General features: G+C 71.1%; 13 protein-coding genes. 9 read left to right on the top strand and 4 right to left on the bottom strand.

All coding sequences use genetic code 11. From position 1 onward, the window contains the following. The first annotated feature begins 8 nt into the window (after positions 1-8). On the top strand, positions 9-899 hold the full coding sequence (locus QSK18_RS10715; protein WP_285618328.1) for a class I SAM-dependent methyltransferase: 891 nt from the start codon (positions 9-11) through the stop codon (positions 897-899). 4 nt (positions 900-903) lie between these two features. Here QSK18_RS10715 and QSK18_RS10710 read toward each other — a convergent pair whose 3' ends face one another. Continuing rightward, a complete protein-coding gene (locus tag QSK18_RS10710) occupies positions 904-3,093 on the bottom strand; it encodes an alpha-galactosidase (protein WP_285618326.1) in 2,190 nt (729 codons plus the stop codon). A gap of 183 nt (positions 3,094-3,276) precedes the next feature. Here QSK18_RS10710 and QSK18_RS10705 point away from each other — a divergent pair, with 183 nt between their 5' ends. Beyond that, positions 3,277-4,947 carry a CocE/NonD family hydrolase gene (locus QSK18_RS10705; RefSeq protein WP_285618324.1) on the top strand — a complete coding sequence of 557 codons (1,671 nt, stop codon included), beginning with the start codon at positions 3,277-3,279 and terminating at the stop codon, positions 4,945-4,947. 10 nt (positions 4,948-4,957) lie between these two features. Further along, on the top strand, positions 4,958-5,659 hold the full coding sequence (locus QSK18_RS10700) for an MOSC domain-containing protein (RefSeq protein WP_285618322.1): 702 nt from the start codon (positions 4,958-4,960) through the stop codon (positions 5,657-5,659). A gap of 36 nt (positions 5,660-5,695) precedes the next feature. Here QSK18_RS10700 and QSK18_RS10695 read toward each other — a convergent pair whose 3' ends face one another. Together QSK18_RS10695 and QSK18_RS10690 are read right to left on the bottom strand one after the other, a co-directional pair. Then, a complete protein-coding gene (locus QSK18_RS10695; RefSeq protein ID WP_232810582.1) occupies positions 5,696-7,429 on the bottom strand; it encodes a BCCT family transporter in 1,734 nt (577 codons plus the stop codon). Between the two features lie 178 nt (positions 7,430-7,607). Then, positions 7,608-10,664, bottom strand: a complete 3,057-nt coding sequence (locus QSK18_RS10690) for a non-ribosomal peptide synthetase (protein ID WP_285618319.1) — start codon at positions 10,662-10,664, stop codon at positions 7,608-7,610. Between the two features lie 158 nt (positions 10,665-10,822). On the opposite strand from QSK18_RS10690, the gene QSK18_RS10685 reads away from it, so the two are divergent. From QSK18_RS10685 to QSK18_RS10675, 3 genes are read left to right on the top strand one after another with little or no spacing between them, the layout of a single operon-like run. After that, positions 10,823-13,633, top strand: coding sequence for a hypothetical protein (locus QSK18_RS10685; RefSeq protein ID WP_285618317.1), 2,811 nt, complete (start codon positions 10,823-10,825; stop codon positions 13,631-13,633). Beyond that, complete coding sequence (locus tag QSK18_RS10680; protein ID WP_232810585.1) at positions 13,623-14,468, top strand: ABC transporter ATP-binding protein; 846 nt, start codon at positions 13,623-13,625, stop codon at positions 14,466-14,468. The genes QSK18_RS10685 and QSK18_RS10680 overlap by 11 nt, the downstream gene beginning before the upstream one ends. Beyond that, positions 14,465-15,073, top strand: a complete 609-nt coding sequence (locus tag QSK18_RS10675; RefSeq protein WP_232810586.1) for an ABC transporter ATP-binding protein — start codon at positions 14,465-14,467, stop codon at positions 15,071-15,073. The genes QSK18_RS10680 and QSK18_RS10675 overlap by 4 nt, the downstream gene beginning before the upstream one ends. Positions 15,074-15,247: 174 nt before the next feature. On the opposite strand, the gene QSK18_RS10670 is transcribed toward QSK18_RS10675, so the two are convergent. After that, entirely contained in the window at positions 15,248-15,412 is a 165-nt protein-coding gene (locus QSK18_RS10670) for a hypothetical protein (protein ID WP_232810587.1), read from the bottom strand. 245 nt (positions 15,413-15,657) lie between these two features. Between QSK18_RS10670 and QSK18_RS10665 the strand changes: the two genes are divergently transcribed. The 3 genes from QSK18_RS10665 (at position 15,658) to QSK18_RS10655 (ending at position 19,634) form a co-directional block, all read left to right on the top strand. Then, positions 15,658-17,787 (top strand): bactofilin family protein, encoded by a 2,130-nt coding sequence (locus QSK18_RS10665; protein ID WP_232810588.1) that lies wholly within the window; start codon positions 15,658-15,660, stop codon positions 17,785-17,787. 147 nt (positions 17,788-17,934) lie between these two features. After that, positions 17,935-18,234: a hypothetical protein gene (locus tag QSK18_RS10660; RefSeq protein WP_232810589.1), complete on the top strand. Its 300-nt coding sequence runs from the start codon at positions 17,935-17,937 to the stop codon at positions 18,232-18,234. Next, complete coding sequence (locus QSK18_RS10655) at positions 18,231-19,634, top strand: WXG100 family type VII secretion target (protein WP_285618312.1); 1,404 nt, start codon at positions 18,231-18,233, stop codon at positions 19,632-19,634. The genes QSK18_RS10660 and QSK18_RS10655 overlap by 4 nt, the downstream gene beginning before the upstream one ends.

Raw genomic sequence — 19,634 nt, 5'->3', positions numbered from 1 at the left:
GAGCACCGATGCGCGAGCCGATCTACCAGCACCCTCTTGCCTACCTGCTCGGGCTGGAGGGCTTGGCCCTGTTGCGGGGCTGGGCCGGTGACTTCGACGAGGAGTTCACCCGCGGCCGCCTCGACGAGGTGCGGCGATTGCTCGACGACCCGCAGCTGAGAGCCCATCCCGGTGTTCAGGCGAGACGCGGGCTGGTCAACGACGGATACCAGCGGTGGGCGGCGCATTACGACACCCCGAACAGCCTGTTCGATCTGGACGAGCCCTTCGTGCACGGCGTCGTGGAAAGTCTGCCCGTCGGGACAGCCCTGGATGCAGCGTGCGGTACCGGCCGCTTCGCAAGGGATCTGGCTCGGCGGGGGCATCGCGTGCTGGGGGTTGACGGCAATGCCGAGATGCTGCGGGTGGCCCAGGGCCGACTGCCGGCCGCCCAGTTCGTGCGCGGTGACCTGCACCGGCTCCCGGTGGCCGATGCCTCGGTGGATCTCGTGGTGTGTGCTCTGGCCCTCTCGCACCTGCCGGCGCTGGAGCCGGCGATGGGGGAGTTCAGCCGGGTGCTGCGCCCGGGTGGGCATCTCGTGATCTCCGATGTGCACCACGAATGCGTGTTCCGTGGATCGGTCGTGAATGCAACCGGAAGCGACGGACGTCCGGGCTTGGTTCCGACGTATCGCCACCGCCCCGGCGACTTCCTGCGGGCCGCATTGGCCCACGGTCTGCAGGTACGTGCCTGTGAGGAGCCGAAGGCTTCCCGGCCGGTCGAGCCCGAAGGAGAAGACCCGGGGCCGTGGTCGGGCTGGCCCTGGTCTCTGAGCGGCCTGGCTCCGGAGGCGTGGAAGGCGGCCTGGGACGTCCCGCTGGTGATCAACTGGCATTTCCAGCGGGACGTCCGGCCGTAACCGGTCAGCGGGCGTTGAGCTCCAGCACCAGGGCCTGCTGGGCGGAGAGGGTGGGCATCGGCAGGCCCACCGTGGTCAGGACCGAGCCGGGCAGGAGCAGTTCGCCGTCGACGGCCTGCTGCACCCAGGCGGAGTGGAAACGCCCGGCGAACGAGGGCAGACCGAAGTCACCGACCACCCGCACGGCGTAGGTGCGCGCCGGGTCCAGGCCGGGGAACTGCACCTGGCCGGAGAACACCGAGGCCGAGGTGGTGGTGCGGGCCCAGATGTAGACGGCCCGGGCGGCGTCGGTGTCCACCATGCCGCGCAGGGTGGTGGCCGGGTCGGCCACGTCGGCGTTGACCACCTGACCGCGGGCGATCATCGGGCGCACGCTCTTGTGGAAGGCGATGAAGCGCTGCAGGGCCGCCAGTTCCTCGGCGCTGCGGCTGGTCAGGTCCCACTCCACGCCGGCGTGGCCGATCAGGGCCCCGGCGAAGCGCAGCGTGGCGCCGGTGTCGCGGCTGGTGGTGTGCGCGGGGGAGGAGCCGACGTGCACGCCGACCAGTTCGGGCGGCAGCAGCTGCATGGTCCAGCGGTCGATCATGACGCGCTCCACCGGGTCGATGCAGTCGGAGGCCCAGACCCGGTCGGTGCGGGCCAGGATGCCCAGGTCGACGCGGGCGCCGCCGGAGGCGCAGGACTCGATCTCCAGGCCGGGGTGACGCTCGCGCAGCGTGTCCATCAGGGCGTAGGTGGCGCGGGTCTGGGCCGAGACGGCGACGGCGTCACCGTGGCCGCGGGAGACCGCCTCGTGCAGCTCCCGGTTGTGATCCCACTTGATGTAGGCCACGCCGAAGGCGGTGACCGCGTTGCTGATCGCGTCGACCAGGTAGGCGAACGCCTCGGGGTTGGTCAGGTCCAGCACGTACTGCTGGCGCATCGGGGCGCCCTGGCCCTGGGAGGGGGCGAGGATCCAGTCCGGATGCCGGCGGGCGGCCTCGGAGTCCAGGCTGATCATCTCCGGCTCGAACCAGAGACCGAACTCCAGGCCGCGCTCGCGCACGTGGTCGGCCAGCGGGGCCAGGCCCTCGGGCCACACCTTGGGGTCGACCTGCCAGTCGCCCAGGCTGGTGGTGTCGTTGCGGCGGCCCAGGAACCAGCCGTCGTCCAGCACGAAACGCTCGGCGCCGACCTCGGCGGCCTTGTCCACGAGCGCCTTGAGCCGGTCGAGGCTGTGGTCGAAGTACACCGCCTCCCAGGTGTTCACGATCACCGGGCGGGGCCGGACCGGGTGGCTGGAGCGGGCCCGCAGGTACTGGTGGAAGCGGTCGGAGATGCCGTCCAGGCCACGGCCGGACCAGGCGAAGAACGCGTCGGGGGAGACGTACTCCTGGCCAGGGGCCAGCCGGACCTCGCCGGGTCGCAGCGCCTCGCCACCACCGATCACCGACGTGGAACCGCCGGCGCCCTCGGGCAGACGCTCTACCCGCCAGTGGCTTTCGCCGCTCCAGGCCAGGTGGAAGCCCCAGACCTCGCCGGTGCGGTTCCCGAACGACGGGGTGCCGGCCAGGGTGAGGTAGGGGGAGTCCGGACCGGGCTTGCCGCGGCGCATGTGCCGGTGGTGCGAACCGTCGACCACGGGCAGGCGCTGCGGCTGGCGCTCACGGGCCCAGCGCCCGGTGAAGTCGAGGATCTCGCTGGCACGCGGGGGCAGCGGCATGAGAGCAGTGACGGCGGAGAGCTCGTAGGGCAGCTCGGGGTCCTGGTCGTCGGCGGGGCGCAGCACCCGGTGGCGCACCTGCACCAGCCCCTGCGGGGTCAGCCGGACCAGCAGGCCGAACTCGAGCCCGGTGACCTCGTCGCTCAGTTGCACTTCCAGCGTGCTACCCAGGTCCGCGTCGTGACTGAGGCGAGTCGACCCGTCCTCAATTACCGGACGCGGCGACGTGCGCCGCCCGCCCAGGTGGCCGGACAGCCCTGGCGTGCCTACCCACAGGTCCCGCTCGGTGGGGAGCAGGGTGAGGCGCCGGGGGAGGTCGGGTGCGTTGTGGGGGGTCTCGGTAGGAGTGCTCAGGGCCAGCGCGCGCAGGCCGTTCTCGTCGAGTTCACCCAGGTCGGCGCCCCAGTGCAGGACGGCCGGGACCGGTCCTTCGAGGCTGATGACCAGGCTGACGCCCGCGGCGCGGAAATGGACAGGGGCGGGGTGCGACACGATGTGCTCCGTTGCGATGGTGGCGATGGCTTGCGGTGGTGGCGGTTCGGCTACTTATTTTTACCGTGAAAGAAAATCCCGGACAATCGCCCACGCGTGAGTGAGCCGGATCACGTCGATCTCGGGTGGAGTGTGCCCCGACGGCACGGTGTTGCCTGATCCGGGTCAGTCCGAAGCACCGCAATGAGCGTTCCGGAGGAGCCCGTGAAAAGCATCCACAAGGCCGCCCTCGCCCTGTCACCCCTGGTCGTGCTCGGCGTGTGCGCCGGGCCGGCGCAGGCCGCCGACCAGGGGCGAGTGCCCGAGGGAGCGGTCTGGAGCCAGCACTACTTCCCCTCCAGCGGCGGGGTCGAACTGCACGCCGACGTGCTGCTGCCGGAGAAACGCAAGAAGGGGCAGAAGCTCCCGGTCATCCTCTCGGTGGGGCCCTACTTCGGCCACGCCGGTCAGATGGGCCCCGAGGGGTTCAAGAAGACCGGCCCCTCGGCGCGGTTCAACGACCTGATCGAGCAGGGTGGTGCCCTCGAGCGCGGCTACGCCCTGGTCATGGTCGACTCCCGGGGCTTCGGCGGCTCCACCGGCTGCCACGACCTGGCCGGTCCCGGTGAGCAGGCCGATGTGAAGGCCGCCATCGACTGGGCCGCCAAGCAGCCCTGGTCGAGCGGGGCGGTGGCGATGTACGGCAAGTCCTACGACGCGATCACCGCACTGGTCGGCAACAACACCGACCACCCGGCGCTGAAGGCCACGGTCGCGATGGAGCCGATCTGGGAGCCCTACCGCAACTTCCGCTCCGACGGCGTGCCCCGGGCCACCATCGCCCAGGTCGCCCAGCAGTACATCACCATCGCCACCTCGCCCCAGATGCCGGACGACTCCAAGCGCTACCGCAAGAACGCCGCCTGGGAGACGAAGAACCCGCTGTGCCTGGCCGAGATCATGAACGGCTACCGCACGGCCGACCGGGACTCGGCCTACTGGGAGGCGCGTGACCTGCCGGCCCAGGCCGCCGGGACGAAGACCCCGCTGTTCTTCACCCAGGGCTTCACCGAGTGGAACACCGAGGCCGAGGGGCTGCGCGAGTTCCTGGCCAACCACGAGGGCACCGAGCGCGGCTGGCTCGGCCCGTGGGCCCACGACCGGCCCAACGACCGGCGTCCGGACGGCCGCCTGCAGGTGGGCCGGGGCGGCTGGTTCAAGGAGGTGTTCGCCTTCTACGACGAGCATCTGAAGGGCAAGAAGCCGAACACTACCTACCCCACCTTCGCGGTCCAGGACAGCAACGGCCGCTGGCGCGGTCAGGACGCCTGGCCGCTCGCCGACGCCGAGGCCGAAGTGAGCCTCAAGACAGGCGAATTCGTGGACGATGGCCGGGAGTCCACGTATGTGACGCATTCGGAACCGGTGCAGAAGGCCACCCGGATCACCGGTACCCCCGAAATGGACGTCAGCGCCGACACCGACAGCGAGGTCCAGGTGAAGCTGTACGACGTGGCTCCCGGAGGCAAGGCGGTCATGTTCGACATGCAGGTCTCGCGATTCAGCAACGGCCGGACCGCCTTCGAACTGCGCTCCACCGACTGGGTACTGAAGAAGGGCCACTCCCTGGCGGTGGAGATCGGCACCGTCCAGCCGGGCATCCCGACCGCGAGCGACTGGCTGGCCAGCCCGACCGGAAAGACGGTCAAGATCACCGACGCTCACCTGCGGGTGGCTCTCGACGATCCCGCCGACGACCGCCGGACCAGCGGTGAGCCGGCCCCGTTCCTGGCCGAGTACAGCACCGCCTACACGGTCGACCTGAAGCAGCGCCTCACCGGCTCGCCTTCGTTCACCCTCCCGCTCAGCCGGTAGGGTTCGGTGGGTGACGACCGTTCTGGGCCGGGTCGCGGTGCTGTACCGGTACCCGGTCAAATCGATGGCCGCGGAGGCGCTGGAGGCAGCTGACGTCTCCTGGCACGGGCTCTCGGGTGACCGGCGGTGGGGATTCCTGCGACCGGGGCATCCGGGAGCCGGCTTCCCCTGGCTCACGTTGCGTCAGAACAACCAGCTGAGCCAGTACCGCCCCCGGCTGGAGTCACCCGAGGATCCCGACCGTTCCAAGGTGCTCGTATGCACGCCCGCCGGTGCCGAGTTCGAGGTCACCGCGCCGGAACTGGCCGAGGAGCTCGGGGCGCAGGTGATGAAGCTGGACCGGGGAACGTTCGACAGCATGCCCCTGTCGCTGGTCTCCACCCGCACGGTGGCCGACATCAGCGCCCTGGCGGGCTCAGAACCCGCCGATCCGCTGCGTTTCCGGCCCAACCTACTGATCGAGCCGGCCGGAACCGAGCCCTTTCCGGAGGACGGCTGGGTGGGCCGCGAGCTCGGCATCGGTGAGCTGGTGATGCGGGTCGACCGGCGTGACAAGCGGTGTGTCATCGTCAATATCGACCCCAGAACCGGTTTGAGGACGCCGGTGGTCCTCAAAGCCGTTGCCCGTCACCGGGACATGTGTCTGGGTGTGTACGGATCGGTGGTCACCCCGGGGCGCGTTGCGGTGGGGGATCCGGTGGTGCTGCGCTGAGAGGCTCCCGATCTCGGCCGGGAGCCTCTCGACGGGTCAGCTGTTCGTCTTCCTGCTCTCGTCGTCCGATGCGGGAACCGGCTTGACCGGCATGAAGAAGTCGTCGCCGTAGTTCTCCCGCCCGAAGTCGATCGCGGCCTCGATCGCCTCGACCGCCCGCACGTCCCGGCGGATCAGCGGGTCCTTGCGCAGGTCCTTCACCAGGGCCACGCACATCAGCACCATCACCAGCATGAACGGCAGCGCCATGATGATCGTGATGTTCTGGATGCCGGACAGGGCGTCACCGCCGCCGTCACCGACCAGCAGCATGATCGCCGCGATCGCCCCCATCACCGCACCCCAGAAGACCACCACGCCGCGGGTGGGGTGGATGGTGCCGCGCTGGCTCAGGGTGCCCATCACGATCGAGGCGGCGTCGGCGCCGGAGACGAAGAAGATCGCCACCAGCACCATCGCGATGACGCCGAGCACGGCGCCCAGCGGCAGGGTGTCCAGCAGCCCGAAGAGCTGGCCCTCGATCGCCCGGTCGGCCAGGTCCTGGCCGTTGCGCTGGGCCTGGATGGCCGCACCGCCGAAGATCGCGAACCACAGCAGGCTGACCGAGCTGGGGATCAGCATGACGCCGGCGACGAACTGGCGGATGGTGCGGCCCCGGCTGATCCGGGCGATGAACATGCCGACGAAGGGGGTCCAGGAGATCCACCACGCCCAGTAGAAGATCGTCCAGCCGGACAGCCAGGTGGCCGTGGCGTCGCCCCCGGTGGCCGCGGTGCGCGCGGCCATCTCCGAGAGGTTGGCGAAGTAGTCGCCGATCATGGTCGGCAGCAGGTCGAGGATCAGGATCGTCGGCCCGCCGACGAACACCACCACCGCCAGTACCCCGGCCAGCACCATGTTGATGTTCGACAGGGCCTGGATGCCCTTGGAGACGCCGGACACCGCGGAGGCGATGAACGCGATGGTCAGCACCACGATGATGACCACCAGCAGCGTTTCGCTCACCGAGTCCATGAAGCCGCCCTCGGTCAGGCCCGCCCCGATCTGCAGGGCGCCCAGGCCGAGCGAGGCCGCGGAGCCGAAAAGCGTTGCGAAGATGGCCAGGATGTCGACCGCGCGGCCGAACGCGCCCTCGGCCCGGGCCCGCCCGAACAGCGGGATGAAGGCCGAGCTGATCAGCTGCGGCCGGCCCTTGCGGAAGGTGCCGTAGGCGATCGCCAGGCCGACCACCGCGTAGATCGCCCAGGGGTGCAGCGTCCAGTGGAAGAGCGTGGTGGACATGGCGACCTCGAGGGCCGCCGGCGTACCGGCCTCGGCGGTTCCCGGAGGCGGCGTGGTGAAGTGCGAAAGTGGTTCACCCACACCGTAGAACATCAGGCCGATGCCCATGCCGGCGCTGAACATCATGGCGATCCAGGAGACCGCCTTGAACTCGGGCTGCTCGTCGTCGCGGCCCAGCGGGATCTTGCCGTAGCGGCTGAATGCCAGCCAGAGGGCGAACACCACGAAGGCGCTGGCGGCCAGGACGAAGGCCCAGCCGCCGCCCTCGATCACCGCCTCGAGCACGGTGGAGGCGGTCTCGCTCAACGAGTCGGTGCCCAGTACGCCCCAGGCGATGAAGGCGACCACGAGCGCGGCCGAGACCCCGAAGACCACCCGGTCGGTGGGCAGGTGCTGGTTCCTGGACTGCTCGTGGAGCGAAGGTGGTTCGTAAGGTGGTTCCGTTTCGGTGGTATCGCGGGGTTTTCCTGCTTCTGCTGCTTCGGACATGACGGCGACTCCCTCACCGATAGCTTCATCGAGCACACCGCTGAACTGTTCCGTTGCGCATTACGCAATCGGTAGTGCTAAACGGAACAGTTCAGGGGTTGGTGTGGGAGTGTCAAGACGAGCCCGGTGACAAATCTGGACATTGCCGGGTGTTCGTCGTGTATCGAAGGGACGATGACTACCCTGGGTAGTCGGCCTTCATGGCCAGGTCCTCCGGCAGGCCCATGGTCTGGCGCGCGATCCGGGCCACGTTGGCCACGGTCGGGCGGACGATGATGTTCACCAGCTGGGCCATGAACGGCGCTTCCAGCTCGGGTGAGCCCAGCACGTCGCGGCAGACCGCCGCCAGCATGGTCAGCAGCGAGAGCGAATCCCCGCCCAGGACATGGAAGTCCGTGTGGGTGTCGATCCCGCTGGGCGAAATGCCCAGCACCTGACTCCAGATCGCGACGATCTGGGCCTCGGTCGCGTCCACGGCACCAGTGCCGGCCTCCGGCGCGGGCCCACCCTCGAAAGGATCAGGCAGGGCCTTGACGTCGACCTTTCCGCTGATGCTGTAGGGGATCTCGTCCACCACGAACACTGCGGCCGGAACCATGTACGAGGGCAGCTGCTCGGCCGCCAGCGCCTCCAGCTCGGCCACGGTCACCGGCGAGTTCACCAGCACGTAGCCGTAGAGGGCCTTGGCCGAGCCGGCACTACGGGCCCGGGCGACCACCACGGCCCGGTCGACACCGGGGTGCTCCTCGAGCGTGGCCGCCACCTCGGCCGGCTCCACCCGGTGCCCGCGGATCTTGACCTGGTCGTCGATCCGCCCGTGGAACTCCAGGATCCCGTCCGGCCGCCGCACCCCGACGTCTCCCGTGCGGTACACCCGGGTTCCGTCGACCAGCGTGGGAAAACGCTCCTCGTCCAGGTCCGGCCGGCCGAGGTAGCCCCGGGCCAGCTGGGCGCCGGCCAGGTAAAGCTCACCCACTTCGCCGTCCGGCACGAATCGGCGGTGCGCGTCGAGCAGGTGCACCTGAGAGTTGTGCGCGGGCACCCCGATCGGGACCACGTTGCGCTCGGCGTCGGCCACCGGGTCGAACGTGTAGGCGGTGATGCCGATGGTGGCCTCGGTCGGGCCGTACTCGTTGATGATGCGGCACTGCGGGCCGAACATCTCCTGCGCCCGGGCCGCCACCTCCACCCGCAGTTGCTCGCCGACCACCACGATGCTGCGGAAACCGCCGGGCCGGACGTCGAGCCGGCCGATCAGCTCCAGGTGCGAAGGCGTCAGGTTCAGCATCGTGGCCCCCGACTCCATCAGGAGCCGTTGCAGGGTCAGGTGGGTGGGCTGGTCGCGGACCAGCACCACGGTGCCGCCGGTGATCAGCGGGCCGAAGATCGAGGTGCCGGAGACGTCGAACGACAGCGAGGTCAGCAGCGGCAGCCGGGTGGTGGCGTCGATGCCGAATTCCTGGTTGCCCCAGAACAAGTAGTTCAGCAGCGGCCCGTGCTCGATCTGCACACCCTTGGGCCGGCCGGTCGAGCCCGAGGTGTAGATGACGTAGGCCAGGTCACCGGGGGCGGGCTCGGGATCCGGCTTGCCGTCGGCCTGGTGCTCGGCGTCCAGATCGACCGGGGTGCAGTGCTCGGGGAAGCAGGGGCGGGCGTCGTGCGGGGCCTGCACCAGGCAGAAGCGGGCCTCGGCGTCGGTCAGCAGATCGGCGACCCGCCCGTCCGGATGCTGGATGTCCAGCGGCAGGTAGGCGGCGCCGGCCCGCAGGATGCCCCAGATCCCGGCGATGGCCGCCGGCGTGCGCTCGGCCAGAACCCCCACGACCTCGCCGGGAGCCACACCCCGCCCGCGCAAGGTGGCCGCGATCGCGTCAGCGCGCTCGCTGAGCTCGCGGTAGCTGACCTCACCGTCGGGTCCGCTGAGGGCGATGGCGTTGGGGGTCTGCTCCACCTGGTCGCGGAACAGCTGGAGCAACGAGCTTTTGGACGCCGGTGAGCCACTTTCCTGGACCGTCGTCCGGTTGGCGGGGTGGTCACGCAGGTGACGAGGGGAGAGCGCCTCCTCGATCACGTCGAGCAGAGCGTCCATCGCCTCGGCCGCGCCGGGCACGTCCCGCCAGGTGATGACCACCTCGGTACGGCCCGCGGTCTCGACCAGATCGACGGTCGGCGGGGAGGAGGGGCCGGAGCCGCCCAGCGAGTAGAGGTTGGTCGCCCGGAAGGCCTCGCTGCTGAACTCGGCCAGGTCGACCAACCCCAGATTGGTGACGAACGCGGTGCCGAAGTAGCGCTGCTTACGGGCAGCGTCGGCAGCCACCCCGTCACTGAGCAGACGGACGATCGACACGGGTACGCGGGTCAGCTTCGGGTTGGTGCGCACCCGGATGTCGCGCAACTCGGCCAGCCCCTGCAGCAGTTCCTGGTGAACGTCCTGCCAGCCGGCGCCGGGAGCGGTGGGCACCACCAGCGCCTGTGACAGCCAGGCGGTGGAGCGCAGGGCGGGCAGGTGGCGGCGCAGGTCGACCGGGATCAGGAAGCGCCCCTCGGCGTGGCCGTGGGCGGCCGCGATGGCGGCGATCACCTTGGCCGTGGCCGCCGCGTGCAGGCCGTCGATGCTGCGCCGGCGCCAGATCAGGCCGGGGCGCCGGCCGGCCAGCGGCGCCATCAGGCTGGGCCACTCCGGCTTGTCCTTGGGGGTGGGCAGCTGCGGCAGCCCGTTCGTCGGAAGCTGGTCGATCAGTTCGTCCACGTTCCAGGTGGAGGTGGCGCCCAGCGGCTGCTCACCGCGCAGCACCCGGAACACGTCACCGGCCCACAGCAGCAGGCCGCGGGCGTCGGTGATGCCGTGGAAACCGCGGAACACCAGGCGCGTGGGTGCGTCCCCGACGGCCGGCACGAGCAGGACCTCGCAGGTCGGGCCCTTACGGCGGTAGTTCAGCGGGGTCTGCAGGGCCGGGTCGGCCAGGAGGTCGGCACCCGGCTCGAGCGGCAGAACCCGAACGGGCGGCGTGATGCCGGAGTCGATCCAGCGTCGGCGCTTGCGCCGCAGTCGTACACCGGGGGAGAAGTCCGCCGCCGTGGCGACCGCCCGCTCGAGGTCGGCGACGGCCAGTTCGCCCTCGCCCTCGAAGACGTGCTGGACGACGTTGGGAACGCCCATGCCGACGTAGATCCACTCGGCTGAGCAGATCTGCCGCGAGTACCCGTCCGTGGTGCTCTGTCTGGTCTGTTCCATCAGTTCATCTCCGGCCGCGAGCAGTGGCTACGCCCTGTGCGGGCGGGACTTTCGCAGGTGTGGCAGGACGTGCCAAGCAGGTGCTGGTCGCAGTTGAACGCCGCCCCACTACGCTGACCCGGTTCGGGGGACGGAATCAGGTGAAGGTCGGAGGCGGGATGCTCAGCGCGTGGCCGTTACTGCTGCGTGCGCCGGGCCGCATGCTGCGCAGCGGCTCGACGGCGGCGATGATCGCCGTCAGTGTGGCGTTGCTGGCTGCTCTGGTGGCCGCCGGGCCGCTGTTCGGCCGGGCCACGGCGTCGGGCTCGCTGGAGCGCAAGCTCGCGACCGTGCCGGCCAACACCCAGCTCGTCCGGGAACCGGCCCTCGGGGTGGTGGTGGCGGGAGGCTTCCCGGCCGAAGCCGAGGCCAAGGTCACGCAGATGGTGGACGGGGTGCCCTGGCTGGGCGGTCCGGTCACCGCGGTGTGGGCCTCGGGCTGGCAGTACGAGTTCGGCACTCCCACGCCCTTCCTGGCGGTGGACGGCAAGCGCCGCGAGGCGGTGCTGTATCACCGCACCGGCGCGGTCGAGGCGCTGGACGTGGTGCAGGGCGAGCGCGGTGCGAAGGGCATCTGGCTGCCCGAGGGCGTGGCGTCGGACCTCGGCCTACGGCCGGGCGACGAGTTCTGGTCCGGCAAGACCTTCCAGGGCACGGACATCCAGGGCTGTGACCAGGTCGGCGCCTACGTGGACAAGGCCGACCTGCCGGCCGGGACACCGGTCACCAGCCGCTCGAAGGTGCGGCTGGCCGGCACCTACCGCACCGGGCCGGACGGGCGTCTGCCGGCCGGTTCGTACTTCTCGTCGATCGCCGCGCGCCTGCCCAGCGACCCGCTCGGCTGCCCCACGCCGGCGCTGCTGATGATCGGCGACCGGGACACCGTGAACGCGGCCCTGCAGGCCGCCCGGGAGACCCCGACCTGGACCCGTTCGGCTGCGCTGACCGAGGCCGGTCGGGTGCCCGAGCGGCTGGAGCAGGCGGCCGCCGCGGCCCAGGAGCTGAAGGTGGCCGGTGCCGACCCGGGCAGCGAACTGACCCGGCTGCTGACCAGCGCGGGAGCGATCGCGAGGGTGGAGACCGGGCTGCCGGACCTGCAGGCCCAGGCGGAGAAGGATGCGCTGACGGCGTCCCAGCAGGGCCGCGGCATCGCCTTCGCCGGTGCCGCCCTCGGCCTGGCCGCCGTGGTCACCGCCCTGCGGGCGCTGGCCCAGCGTCGCCGCCGCGAGAACGAACTGCTGGCCGGTCTGGGAACGCCGTTGCCCCTGGTGGTCGCGGCCGGGGTGCTGGAACTGCTGTTGCCCGCCGTGGTGGGCGCGGCCGCCGGCGGAGCCGGGGCCTGGCTGGCCTTCGAGACCTTCGGTCCGCAGCGCGACCTCGGGCCCGGAGCGGTGACCACCACCGCCCTCGCCGCCGGGCTGGTCGCCCTGGTCACCCTGCTGGGCAACGCCGTGGTGGGGTTGCTGCAGGCCCGCTCTATCAATCGCGCGCTCGCCGGGCACGAATCGTCCTCCAATTCTGGTCCTCGGGGTTCTGGGCGGTCCAAGGGACCCTGGCTCGGGCTGCTGACCGGGGCCACCGTGTGCGCGGTGATCGCCACGGTGGCCCGGGACGGCGGGGCCTCGTACACCGACCCGCTCTCGGCGGTGCTGCCCATCCTGGTCCTGGCCTGCGGCAGCCTGCTGGTGGTGCGGGTGGGCACCTGGCTGTTCGGGATGTTCTCCGGGCGCCGCAGCCGCACCAGCGCCAACGCGTTGGTCCTGCGCGGGCTACGCGACACCGGTGTTCCGGTGGCCGACCTGGTGGTCGTCCTGGCGCTGGGGGTCGGGGTCCTGGCCTACGGGCTGGTGTCGGCGACCAGCGTGCACGCCTCGGCCCTGGACAAGGCCTCGGTGCTGGCCGGGGCCGAGAGCACGGCGCAGATCCAGCACTCCTACGACCTGGGCGCCGGGGAAGGGGCGGACCCGGACCTGGGGGAAGGGCTTTCGCTGGTCTGGCGGGCCCGGGCCCAGTTGCAGCCCGACTACGTGGATGTCGACGTGCTGGTGGTCAATGCCCGAACGCTGCCCTCGGTGGCGGCCTGGGGGCAGGGCCCCGAGCTGGCCGAGGCCCGTTCCGCGCTCGGTCTTTTCGGTGAGGCCAAGGTCGGCGATCCGTTGCCGGCGCTCCTGGTCGGCCTGCCCGACTGGGACTCCGGTGCCGGCGGCACGATTCAGGTCGGGGCCGACCAGATCCAGCTCACCGCCCGGGCCGGGCTGACCACCTTCCCCGGCACCGATCGTCCCACTGTCGTCTTCGACGCAGCCCAGCTCTTCGCCTCGCTGGACGCCCGCAACCGCAACCTCGACCCCTCGGTCAAGGGCATCAGCGAAGGCCAGGGCAGCTACGCCACCTGGCTCTGGTCGACCCGGTCGGCCGACTCGCTCGGGCAGTACCTGGAGGAGCTGGGCGTGACCGCCCGGTCGGTCACGTCGATGGACCAGGCCCGCGCCACCCCGGTCCTGACCTCCAGCGGGTGGGCCGCCACCTACCAGATCGTCCTCGGGCTGGCCGCTCTGGCCCTGGCCGGGCTGTCGCTGCTGGTGGCCGTGGACCGGCGGGTGGCCCGGGCGGCGCCGGTCGATCTGGTGCTGCGCCGGTTCGGGGTCCGGCCCGCGCGACTGGTCCGGCTGCGGGCCAGCGAACTGGCCCTGACCTGCCTGGCCGCCCTGGCGGTACTGGTCGCGCCGCTCGCCCTGGTGCTGGTTCTGCTGCCCCGCCTGGTCGAACCCGGTCCTGAACTGTCCCCGGCCATGGGAGTGCAGGTTCCGCTGATTCCCCTGCTGACCAGCGCGCTCGCCGCCGCCCTGGTCACCCTGCTGGCCGTGGTGGTGGCGGCCCGCCGCTCGGCCACCCTCGAACCCGCGGAGGTGCTGCGCGATGACCAGTGAACCCAGCACGGCCGGCCTGCACAACGTGGTGCGGATCTACCGCGCCGCCTCCGGCGAGGTGCACGCCCTGCGCGGGGTGGACGTGGACTTCCCACCCGGCGGGATCACCGCCATCGCCGGCCCCTCCGGCGGCGGCAAGAGCACCCTGCTGTCCATCCTCGCCCTGCGCGACCGAGCCAGCGCGGGCACCGTCACCCTGTTCGGCACCGATGTCACCCAGGCCCGCGAACCGGCCCTGAAGGCGCTGCGCCGCAACAGCATCGCCTGGGTACCGCAACGCCCGGCCCACGGCCTCTTCCCGCACCTGACCGCGACCGAGAACCTGCAGCAGATCTCCCGCATCCGCGGCCGCTCGTCCGGGCTGGAACCCGCGGCCACCCTCGACCTGCTGGGCCTCTCGCACCGGGCCGACGCCCGTCCCGGCCGGCTGTCCGGCGGCGAGCAGCAGCGCCTGGCCGTGGCCGCCGCCCTCACCCGGGCCCCGGCCCTGGTGGTGGCCGACGAACCCACCGCCGAGCTCGACGACGAGAACGCCGAGCGGGTCCTGGCCGCGTTCGCCAAGGTCGCGGGACAGGGCACCACCTGCGTGCTGTCCAGCCACGACCCGCGCGCCCTGCGGCAACTGCCGCGGGTGCTGCACCTACGGCACGGCGTGCTCTCGGCCGAACGCTCCGGGGCGGAGGTGCACCAGGTGCGGGAGGCGGACGCGGTGATCGACTCGGCCGGACGTCTGCAGCTGCCGCCGGAGGCCCTGAAGCTGTTCCCCGGCCGACGCACCCGGGTGCAGGTGATCGACGGCCAGGTCGTCCTGTCCGCTCCACAGGAGAACTCATGACCGGGCAGCTGACTGTCGCCGCGGTGACCCACGGCGTCCTCAAAGATGTTGATCTGAAGGCGGAACCGGGCACGCTGGTCGCCCTGACCGGTCACTCCGGCTCCGGCAAGTCCACCCTGTGCCACCTGGTGGCCGGGTTCGAGCGGCCCGAGCAGGGCACGGTGACCCTGGACGGCGTGGCCACGGCCGACATCACCGACTGGCGGCGCATCGCCGTCGTGCCCCAGCGTCTGGCCCTGCTGGAACAGCTCACCGCCGTGGAGAACCTGGTCCTGCCCGCCCTCACAGCCGGGGTCCCGTTCGAAAGTGCCCAGGCCGAAGCCGTTCTCCGGCGACTGGGGATCGAGTCCCTGGCGTCTCGGCCGGTCGGTCAGGGCTCGATCGGTGAGCAGCAGCGGGTTGCCGTGGCCCGGGCGCTGTCGCTCGGCTCGGCCCTGGTGGTACTGGACGAGCCGACCGCCCATCAGGACGACGAGAACGCCCGGCGGGTGATCGACGCGGTGCTCGCCGCGGTCGCGCAGGGCGCACTGGTGATCACCTCCACCCACGATCCGCGGGTACTGGAACACACCACCTTCACGGTGCCGCTAGGTAGTGGTCTGTGAAGATCTGACCTGGTTCGCCGAAGGGGGTGCGCCGGGGCCCGTACGGAAGGATCCACCCCGAGCGCCACCCCATGACCTCGCGACACCTCGCGACGACTCGCGAAAGGTGGCCCGCGAAAAAGCGCCGTCACCGGAGGCTTTCCGGAAGCGGCGCCGTCGGTCGCGCGACCCTTGTCAGCGCGGGTTGAAGGCTTCTCCGGAAAGCTGGACGTCGGTGGTTCGGCACCTGCGCCGGCCGGACCCGAAGATCAGGGAGCCGGCACGGGCCACGGGTACGAGGTCGTAGACCGGGGCGAGCAGCATCGTGGTGCTCGTTCGCACGGTTTGACTGGCAGCCATCGCCTTGACTCCTCTCTTCAATCGTCACGTCAAGTCGTGATGGCGATCGAACATCTTCCGGTGGTGCAGCCGGCACCGTCTCACTTCCCAGGTGCCACCTAGCAGCCTGCCACGCAGAACGGTCCTCGGCCAGAGGCGTTCGGCTGCCCGATCGGGTATTTCGGCGGACGGGCGTCCAGGTCCGCACCTCGTTCCTATGATGAGGATCTTCGCGCTGTACCGGGAGCGACAGGGGAGCTGGTTCGATGCCGGAACGGGTGCTCGCGGCCGCGCGGCGGGGGGAGAGACTCGATCTGGCCGGTGACGGCCGGTTCGACGGCCGGAAACCCGAGGTGTCGTGGCCGGCCGACCGGGAGGTCCCGGCCTCGGTGCTGCTCGGCATCCTGACCGCCACCGAGGGCGTCCATCCGCGCGGGGTGCGGGTACGGGGGGCCCGTATCGTCGGGGAGATCGACTGGGAGTGGCAGCGCCTGCTCGTGCCCCTCGACCTGGTCGACTGCACCCTCGATGCACCGGTCCACCTGGATCACGCCACCGTGGCCGGGCTCAGCCTGGTGCGCTGCCGGATCCCCGGCCTCAGCGCCGAGCACCTGGTCAGCGCCAGCACCGTGCGGCTGAGCCGGAGCGTGTTCACCGGGTCGGTGCTGCTGAAGGACGCCTCGGTGGACGGCGAGCTGGTGCTGTCGGGCAGCACGGTCGAGGCTTCGCAGCGCCACCAGCGCACCCGGTACGCGATCGACGCCCACCGCCTGCGCACCACCGGCTCACTGAACCTGGAGCACCGGTTCCGGGCCGAGGGGGCGGTCAACCTGGCCGGCGCGCGCATCGGTGGCAGCCTCCAGTGCTCGGGCGGGCACTTCACCAACCCGGGCAGCAGTGCGCTGATCGTCTCCGACGCCGAGGTGCGCGGAAACATCCATCTGACCAACGGCTTCCAGGCGCAGGGCCGGGTCGCGTTCAACCGCACCAAGGTGGAGGGCAACTTCAGCTGCGACGGGGGTTCGTTCGCCGATCCGGCCGGCGACGCGCTCACCGCCGAGCGGATCACCGTCGGGGGTGCCCTGCTGATGCGTGGCCAGTTCGGTGCCACCGGCCGGGTGCGGCTGACCGGGGCGCGGATCGGCGGCAACCTCGACTGCACCAACGGCCGGTTCGACGGTCACTCGGGGGACTCGATCCAGGGCTCCGGCATCCTGGTCGAGGGCGACGTGGTGCTGCGCGGCGGGTTCCGCTCGGCGGGCCGGATCGGCCTGGACAACGCCCGGGTGAGCGGGATGCTCGACTGCGACGGCGCGACCCTGGTCAACCCCGGGGGTCAGGCCCTGCGGGCGATGAACCTGGCGGTCGGCGGCGACGTGCGGTTCGACGACGAGGCCACCGGCGACCACTTCGGCGCCGAGGGCGACGTGTGCCTGGCCGGTGCGCGGATCGGCGGTTCGGTGATCTGCGTGGGCGGCTCGTTCCGCAGCCCGGAGCGCTCCGCCCTCGACCTGGCCGACGCCGAGGTCGGCGGCAACGTGTGGATGACCGGGGGCACCACCGTGGCGGGCACCCTGGGTCTGGTGCGCTGCCGGATCCAGGGGGACTTCAGCTTCTGGGCCAGCACCCTGGAGGGCACGTTCTCGGGCCGGGGCATGACCCTGGCCGGCAACTTCAGCTGGGCCCGGGCGCCCCGCCGGCCGCACCGGATGGACCTGCGGCGGGCCCAGGTCGGGCAGATCGACGACGACGAGAGCAGCTGGCCGGACTGGGACGGCCTGCTGATCGACGGTTTCACCTACGACCGGCTCAGCTCCCGGGCACCCAGCTCACCGGCCGAGAGGCTGGCCTGGATCCGCCGCCAGCCCGGCTTCATGCCCGAGCCGTACCAGCAGCTGGTGCACGTCTACCGGCGCAACGGCCAGCTCGACGAGGCCACCACCGTGGCCATGGCCCAGCAGGACGACCTGCGCCGGCGTGGCGACCTGAACCTGGCCGCCCGGGCCTGGAACTGGTTCATCGGCCGCAGCCTGGGCCACGGCTACCGCCCCGCCCGCGCGGCCTGGGCCCTGGTCGCGGTCTACCTGGTCACCCTGGCCGCGGTCTGGCTGGGGGCCCGCAACGACGCGTTCATCCAGACCGGGGAGACCGCCCCGCAACCGGCGGTCACCTCGTCGCACTGCGGCCCGCAGTACCCCTGCCTGTCCGCCCCGGCGTACTCGCTGGAGAGCGTGGTGCCCATCCTCAACCTGCACCAGCGTGACCAGTGGCAACCCCGCTCCACCACGTTCGCCGACCGGGCCCTGCGGGACTGGCTGTACCTGTCCACCGTCCTCGGCTACGCCGGCACCACCCTCCTCGCAGCCGGGCTGAGCGGGCTGGCGCGCAAGACCTGACGTCTCTTCGCCGCTGTGGGTAAGGCTGTAACTACTTGCTGTTGACCAATTCTGGTCGGCCCGGGTGGAATCGGTAGGGTGGCCCGCTGAGCGGCTCCGGTGCACGGGGCCGGGGGTGTCTGTCGGTGTGGAGTACCTGGGGGTGCGGTGGCGCAGTACGTGAAGGTCGACGTCGGTCTGCTGGAGACGACGGCGACGAGGCTCGGGCAGGTGGCCAACGAGCTGACCGCCTCGCGGTCGGCGGCCGACCACGACGCCCAGGTGGTGGCGAACTCCGACCTGGCCGGTGCGCTGGGCGACTTCTCGGACAACTGGCGGATCCGGCGGGAAGACCTGATCCAGGCGGTGACCGGCGCGCAGAAGTTCGTGGCCGGGGCGGCCACCGCCTACCGCCAGCTGGACAACTCCATGGCCGAGGCGCTCTCGATTCCCGAGGGCGGCAAGTGAGCCGGCCGGCCGACTGGTCGCCGCTGGCCGCCTCCGACCCGGTTCCCGGCGACCAGGCCGAGATCCAGGCGGTGGCCCGGCGCTACCGCGACTTCGCGGCCGAGCTCGGGGCCCAGGCGGCCACCCTGAACCGGCTCGCGAACGACGACGGCTGGGACAGTGACGGCGCCCGCGCGTTCTCCTCCACCGCGAGCGAGGTGGCCGGGCAGCTGAGCAAGGCGCGCGGCCGCTACCAGTCGGTGGGCGACGCGCTCAGCACCTACGCCACCGAACTGGCCCACGCCCAGCAGGAGGCCGACCAGGCGCTGCGCGAGGCGAAGCAGGCCGAGGCGGAGGCCAAGGCCAAGGCGGCGGCCGCCGCCTCGGCCGCCCCGTCGGCCCCCGGGCCGACGCCGTCCCCCTCGCCGTCGGGTACCGAGGTCTCCGACGCCCTGCAGGGTCCGATGCAGCGGATGCACCGGGCGGTCGAGCAGCGTGACGCGGCCGGGCGACGGGCCGCCGACACGGTGCGCCGGGCGATCGACAACGACGGCCTGAAAGACAGCTGGTGGGACAAGGTCAAGGACTGGTCCGGCAAGCAGTGGGACTCCTTCACCAACTGGGTGCACGAGAACGCCGAGCTGTTCAGCACCATCTCCGAGTGGGCCGGCAACATCGGCATGGTCCTGGGCGCGATCGGTGCCGTGCTGGCGGTGATCCCGGTGGTGAACGTGCTCGCCCCGGCGTTCCTCACCCTCGCCGCCGTGGCCACCGGGGTCAGCCTGGTGTTCAACCTGATGCTCGCGCTCTCGGGTGACGGTTCCTGGTGGGACGTCGGCATGGACGTGGTCGGGCTGGCCACCTTCGGCTACGGCCGGATGGCGACCAGCGGGGCCCGGGTGGGCCAGAAGTTCCTCAAGGTGCTCGGCAAGCAGGGCGCCCTCGACGGCTTCGCCAAGGCCGGGGCCAAGAACGTCGACGAGGCCGTCGCCGGGATCAAGGCGGCCGGGGGCACCGTCAGCGACCGGACCCGAGCCCTGCTGAACGAGAAGATGCTGGCCAAGGCCGGGCAGCAGGCCGACGACGCCTTCAACGCCATCGTCAAGGAGAAGGCTCCGGCCTTCCTCGAGAAGATGCGCCCGGGCCTGAGCAGGTTCGCCGACTCCAGGGCCGGCAAGATCCTCGGGATGGATTCCGAGGTCCTGCTCGACCCGGACAAGCTCAAGGCCCTGGGCCAGCTCGCCCCCGACTCCCAGATGGCCAAGAACACGCTGGCCGGGATCGAGGCGAACCTGAAGAAGATCGCCAACGCGGACCGGGTCACGACCTACGCGGACAACTTCGAGAGGGCTCTGGGGGCGATGGGCGTGGAGGACAAGTTCAAGGAAGCGCTCACCTTCGGCCGGTACGCAGAGAAGTGA

The sequence above is a fragment of the Kineosporia sp. NBRC 101677 genome (assembly GCF_030269265.1).
GTDB classification, from domain to species: Bacteria; Actinomycetota; Actinomycetes; order Actinomycetales; family Kineosporiaceae; genus Kineosporia; species Kineosporia rhizophila.
Note: the sequence above shows the minus strand (reverse complement) of the source record. Positions and strands in the feature narration are given on the sequence as shown.

Coding starts and splice junctions, on each gene's coding strand:
- QSK18_RS10715 (WP_285618328.1), top strand. CDS start 9: ATGCGCGAGCCGATCTACCAGCACCCTCTTGCCTACCTGCTCGGGCTG.
- QSK18_RS10705 (WP_285618324.1), top strand. CDS start 3,277: ATGAGCGTTCCGGAGGAGCCCGTGAAAAGCATCCACAAGGCCGCCCTC.
- QSK18_RS10695 (WP_232810582.1), bottom strand. CDS start 7,429: ATGTCCGAAGCAGCAGAAGCAGGAAAACCCCGCGATACCACCGAAACG.
- QSK18_RS10690 (WP_285618319.1), bottom strand. CDS start 10,664: ATGGAACAGACCAGACAGAGCACCACGGACGGGTACTCGCGGCAGATC.
- QSK18_RS10685 (WP_285618317.1), top strand. CDS start 10,823: ATGCTCAGCGCGTGGCCGTTACTGCTGCGTGCGCCGGGCCGCATGCTG.
- QSK18_RS10680 (WP_232810585.1), top strand. CDS start 13,623: ATGACCAGTGAACCCAGCACGGCCGGCCTGCACAACGTGGTGCGGATC.
- QSK18_RS10675 (WP_232810586.1), top strand. CDS start 14,465: ATGACCGGGCAGCTGACTGTCGCCGCGGTGACCCACGGCGTCCTCAAA.
- QSK18_RS10670 (WP_232810587.1), bottom strand. CDS start 15,412: ATGGCTGCCAGTCAAACCGTGCGAACGAGCACCACGATGCTGCTCGCC.
- QSK18_RS10665 (WP_232810588.1), top strand. CDS start 15,658: ATGCCGGAACGGGTGCTCGCGGCCGCGCGGCGGGGGGAGAGACTCGAT.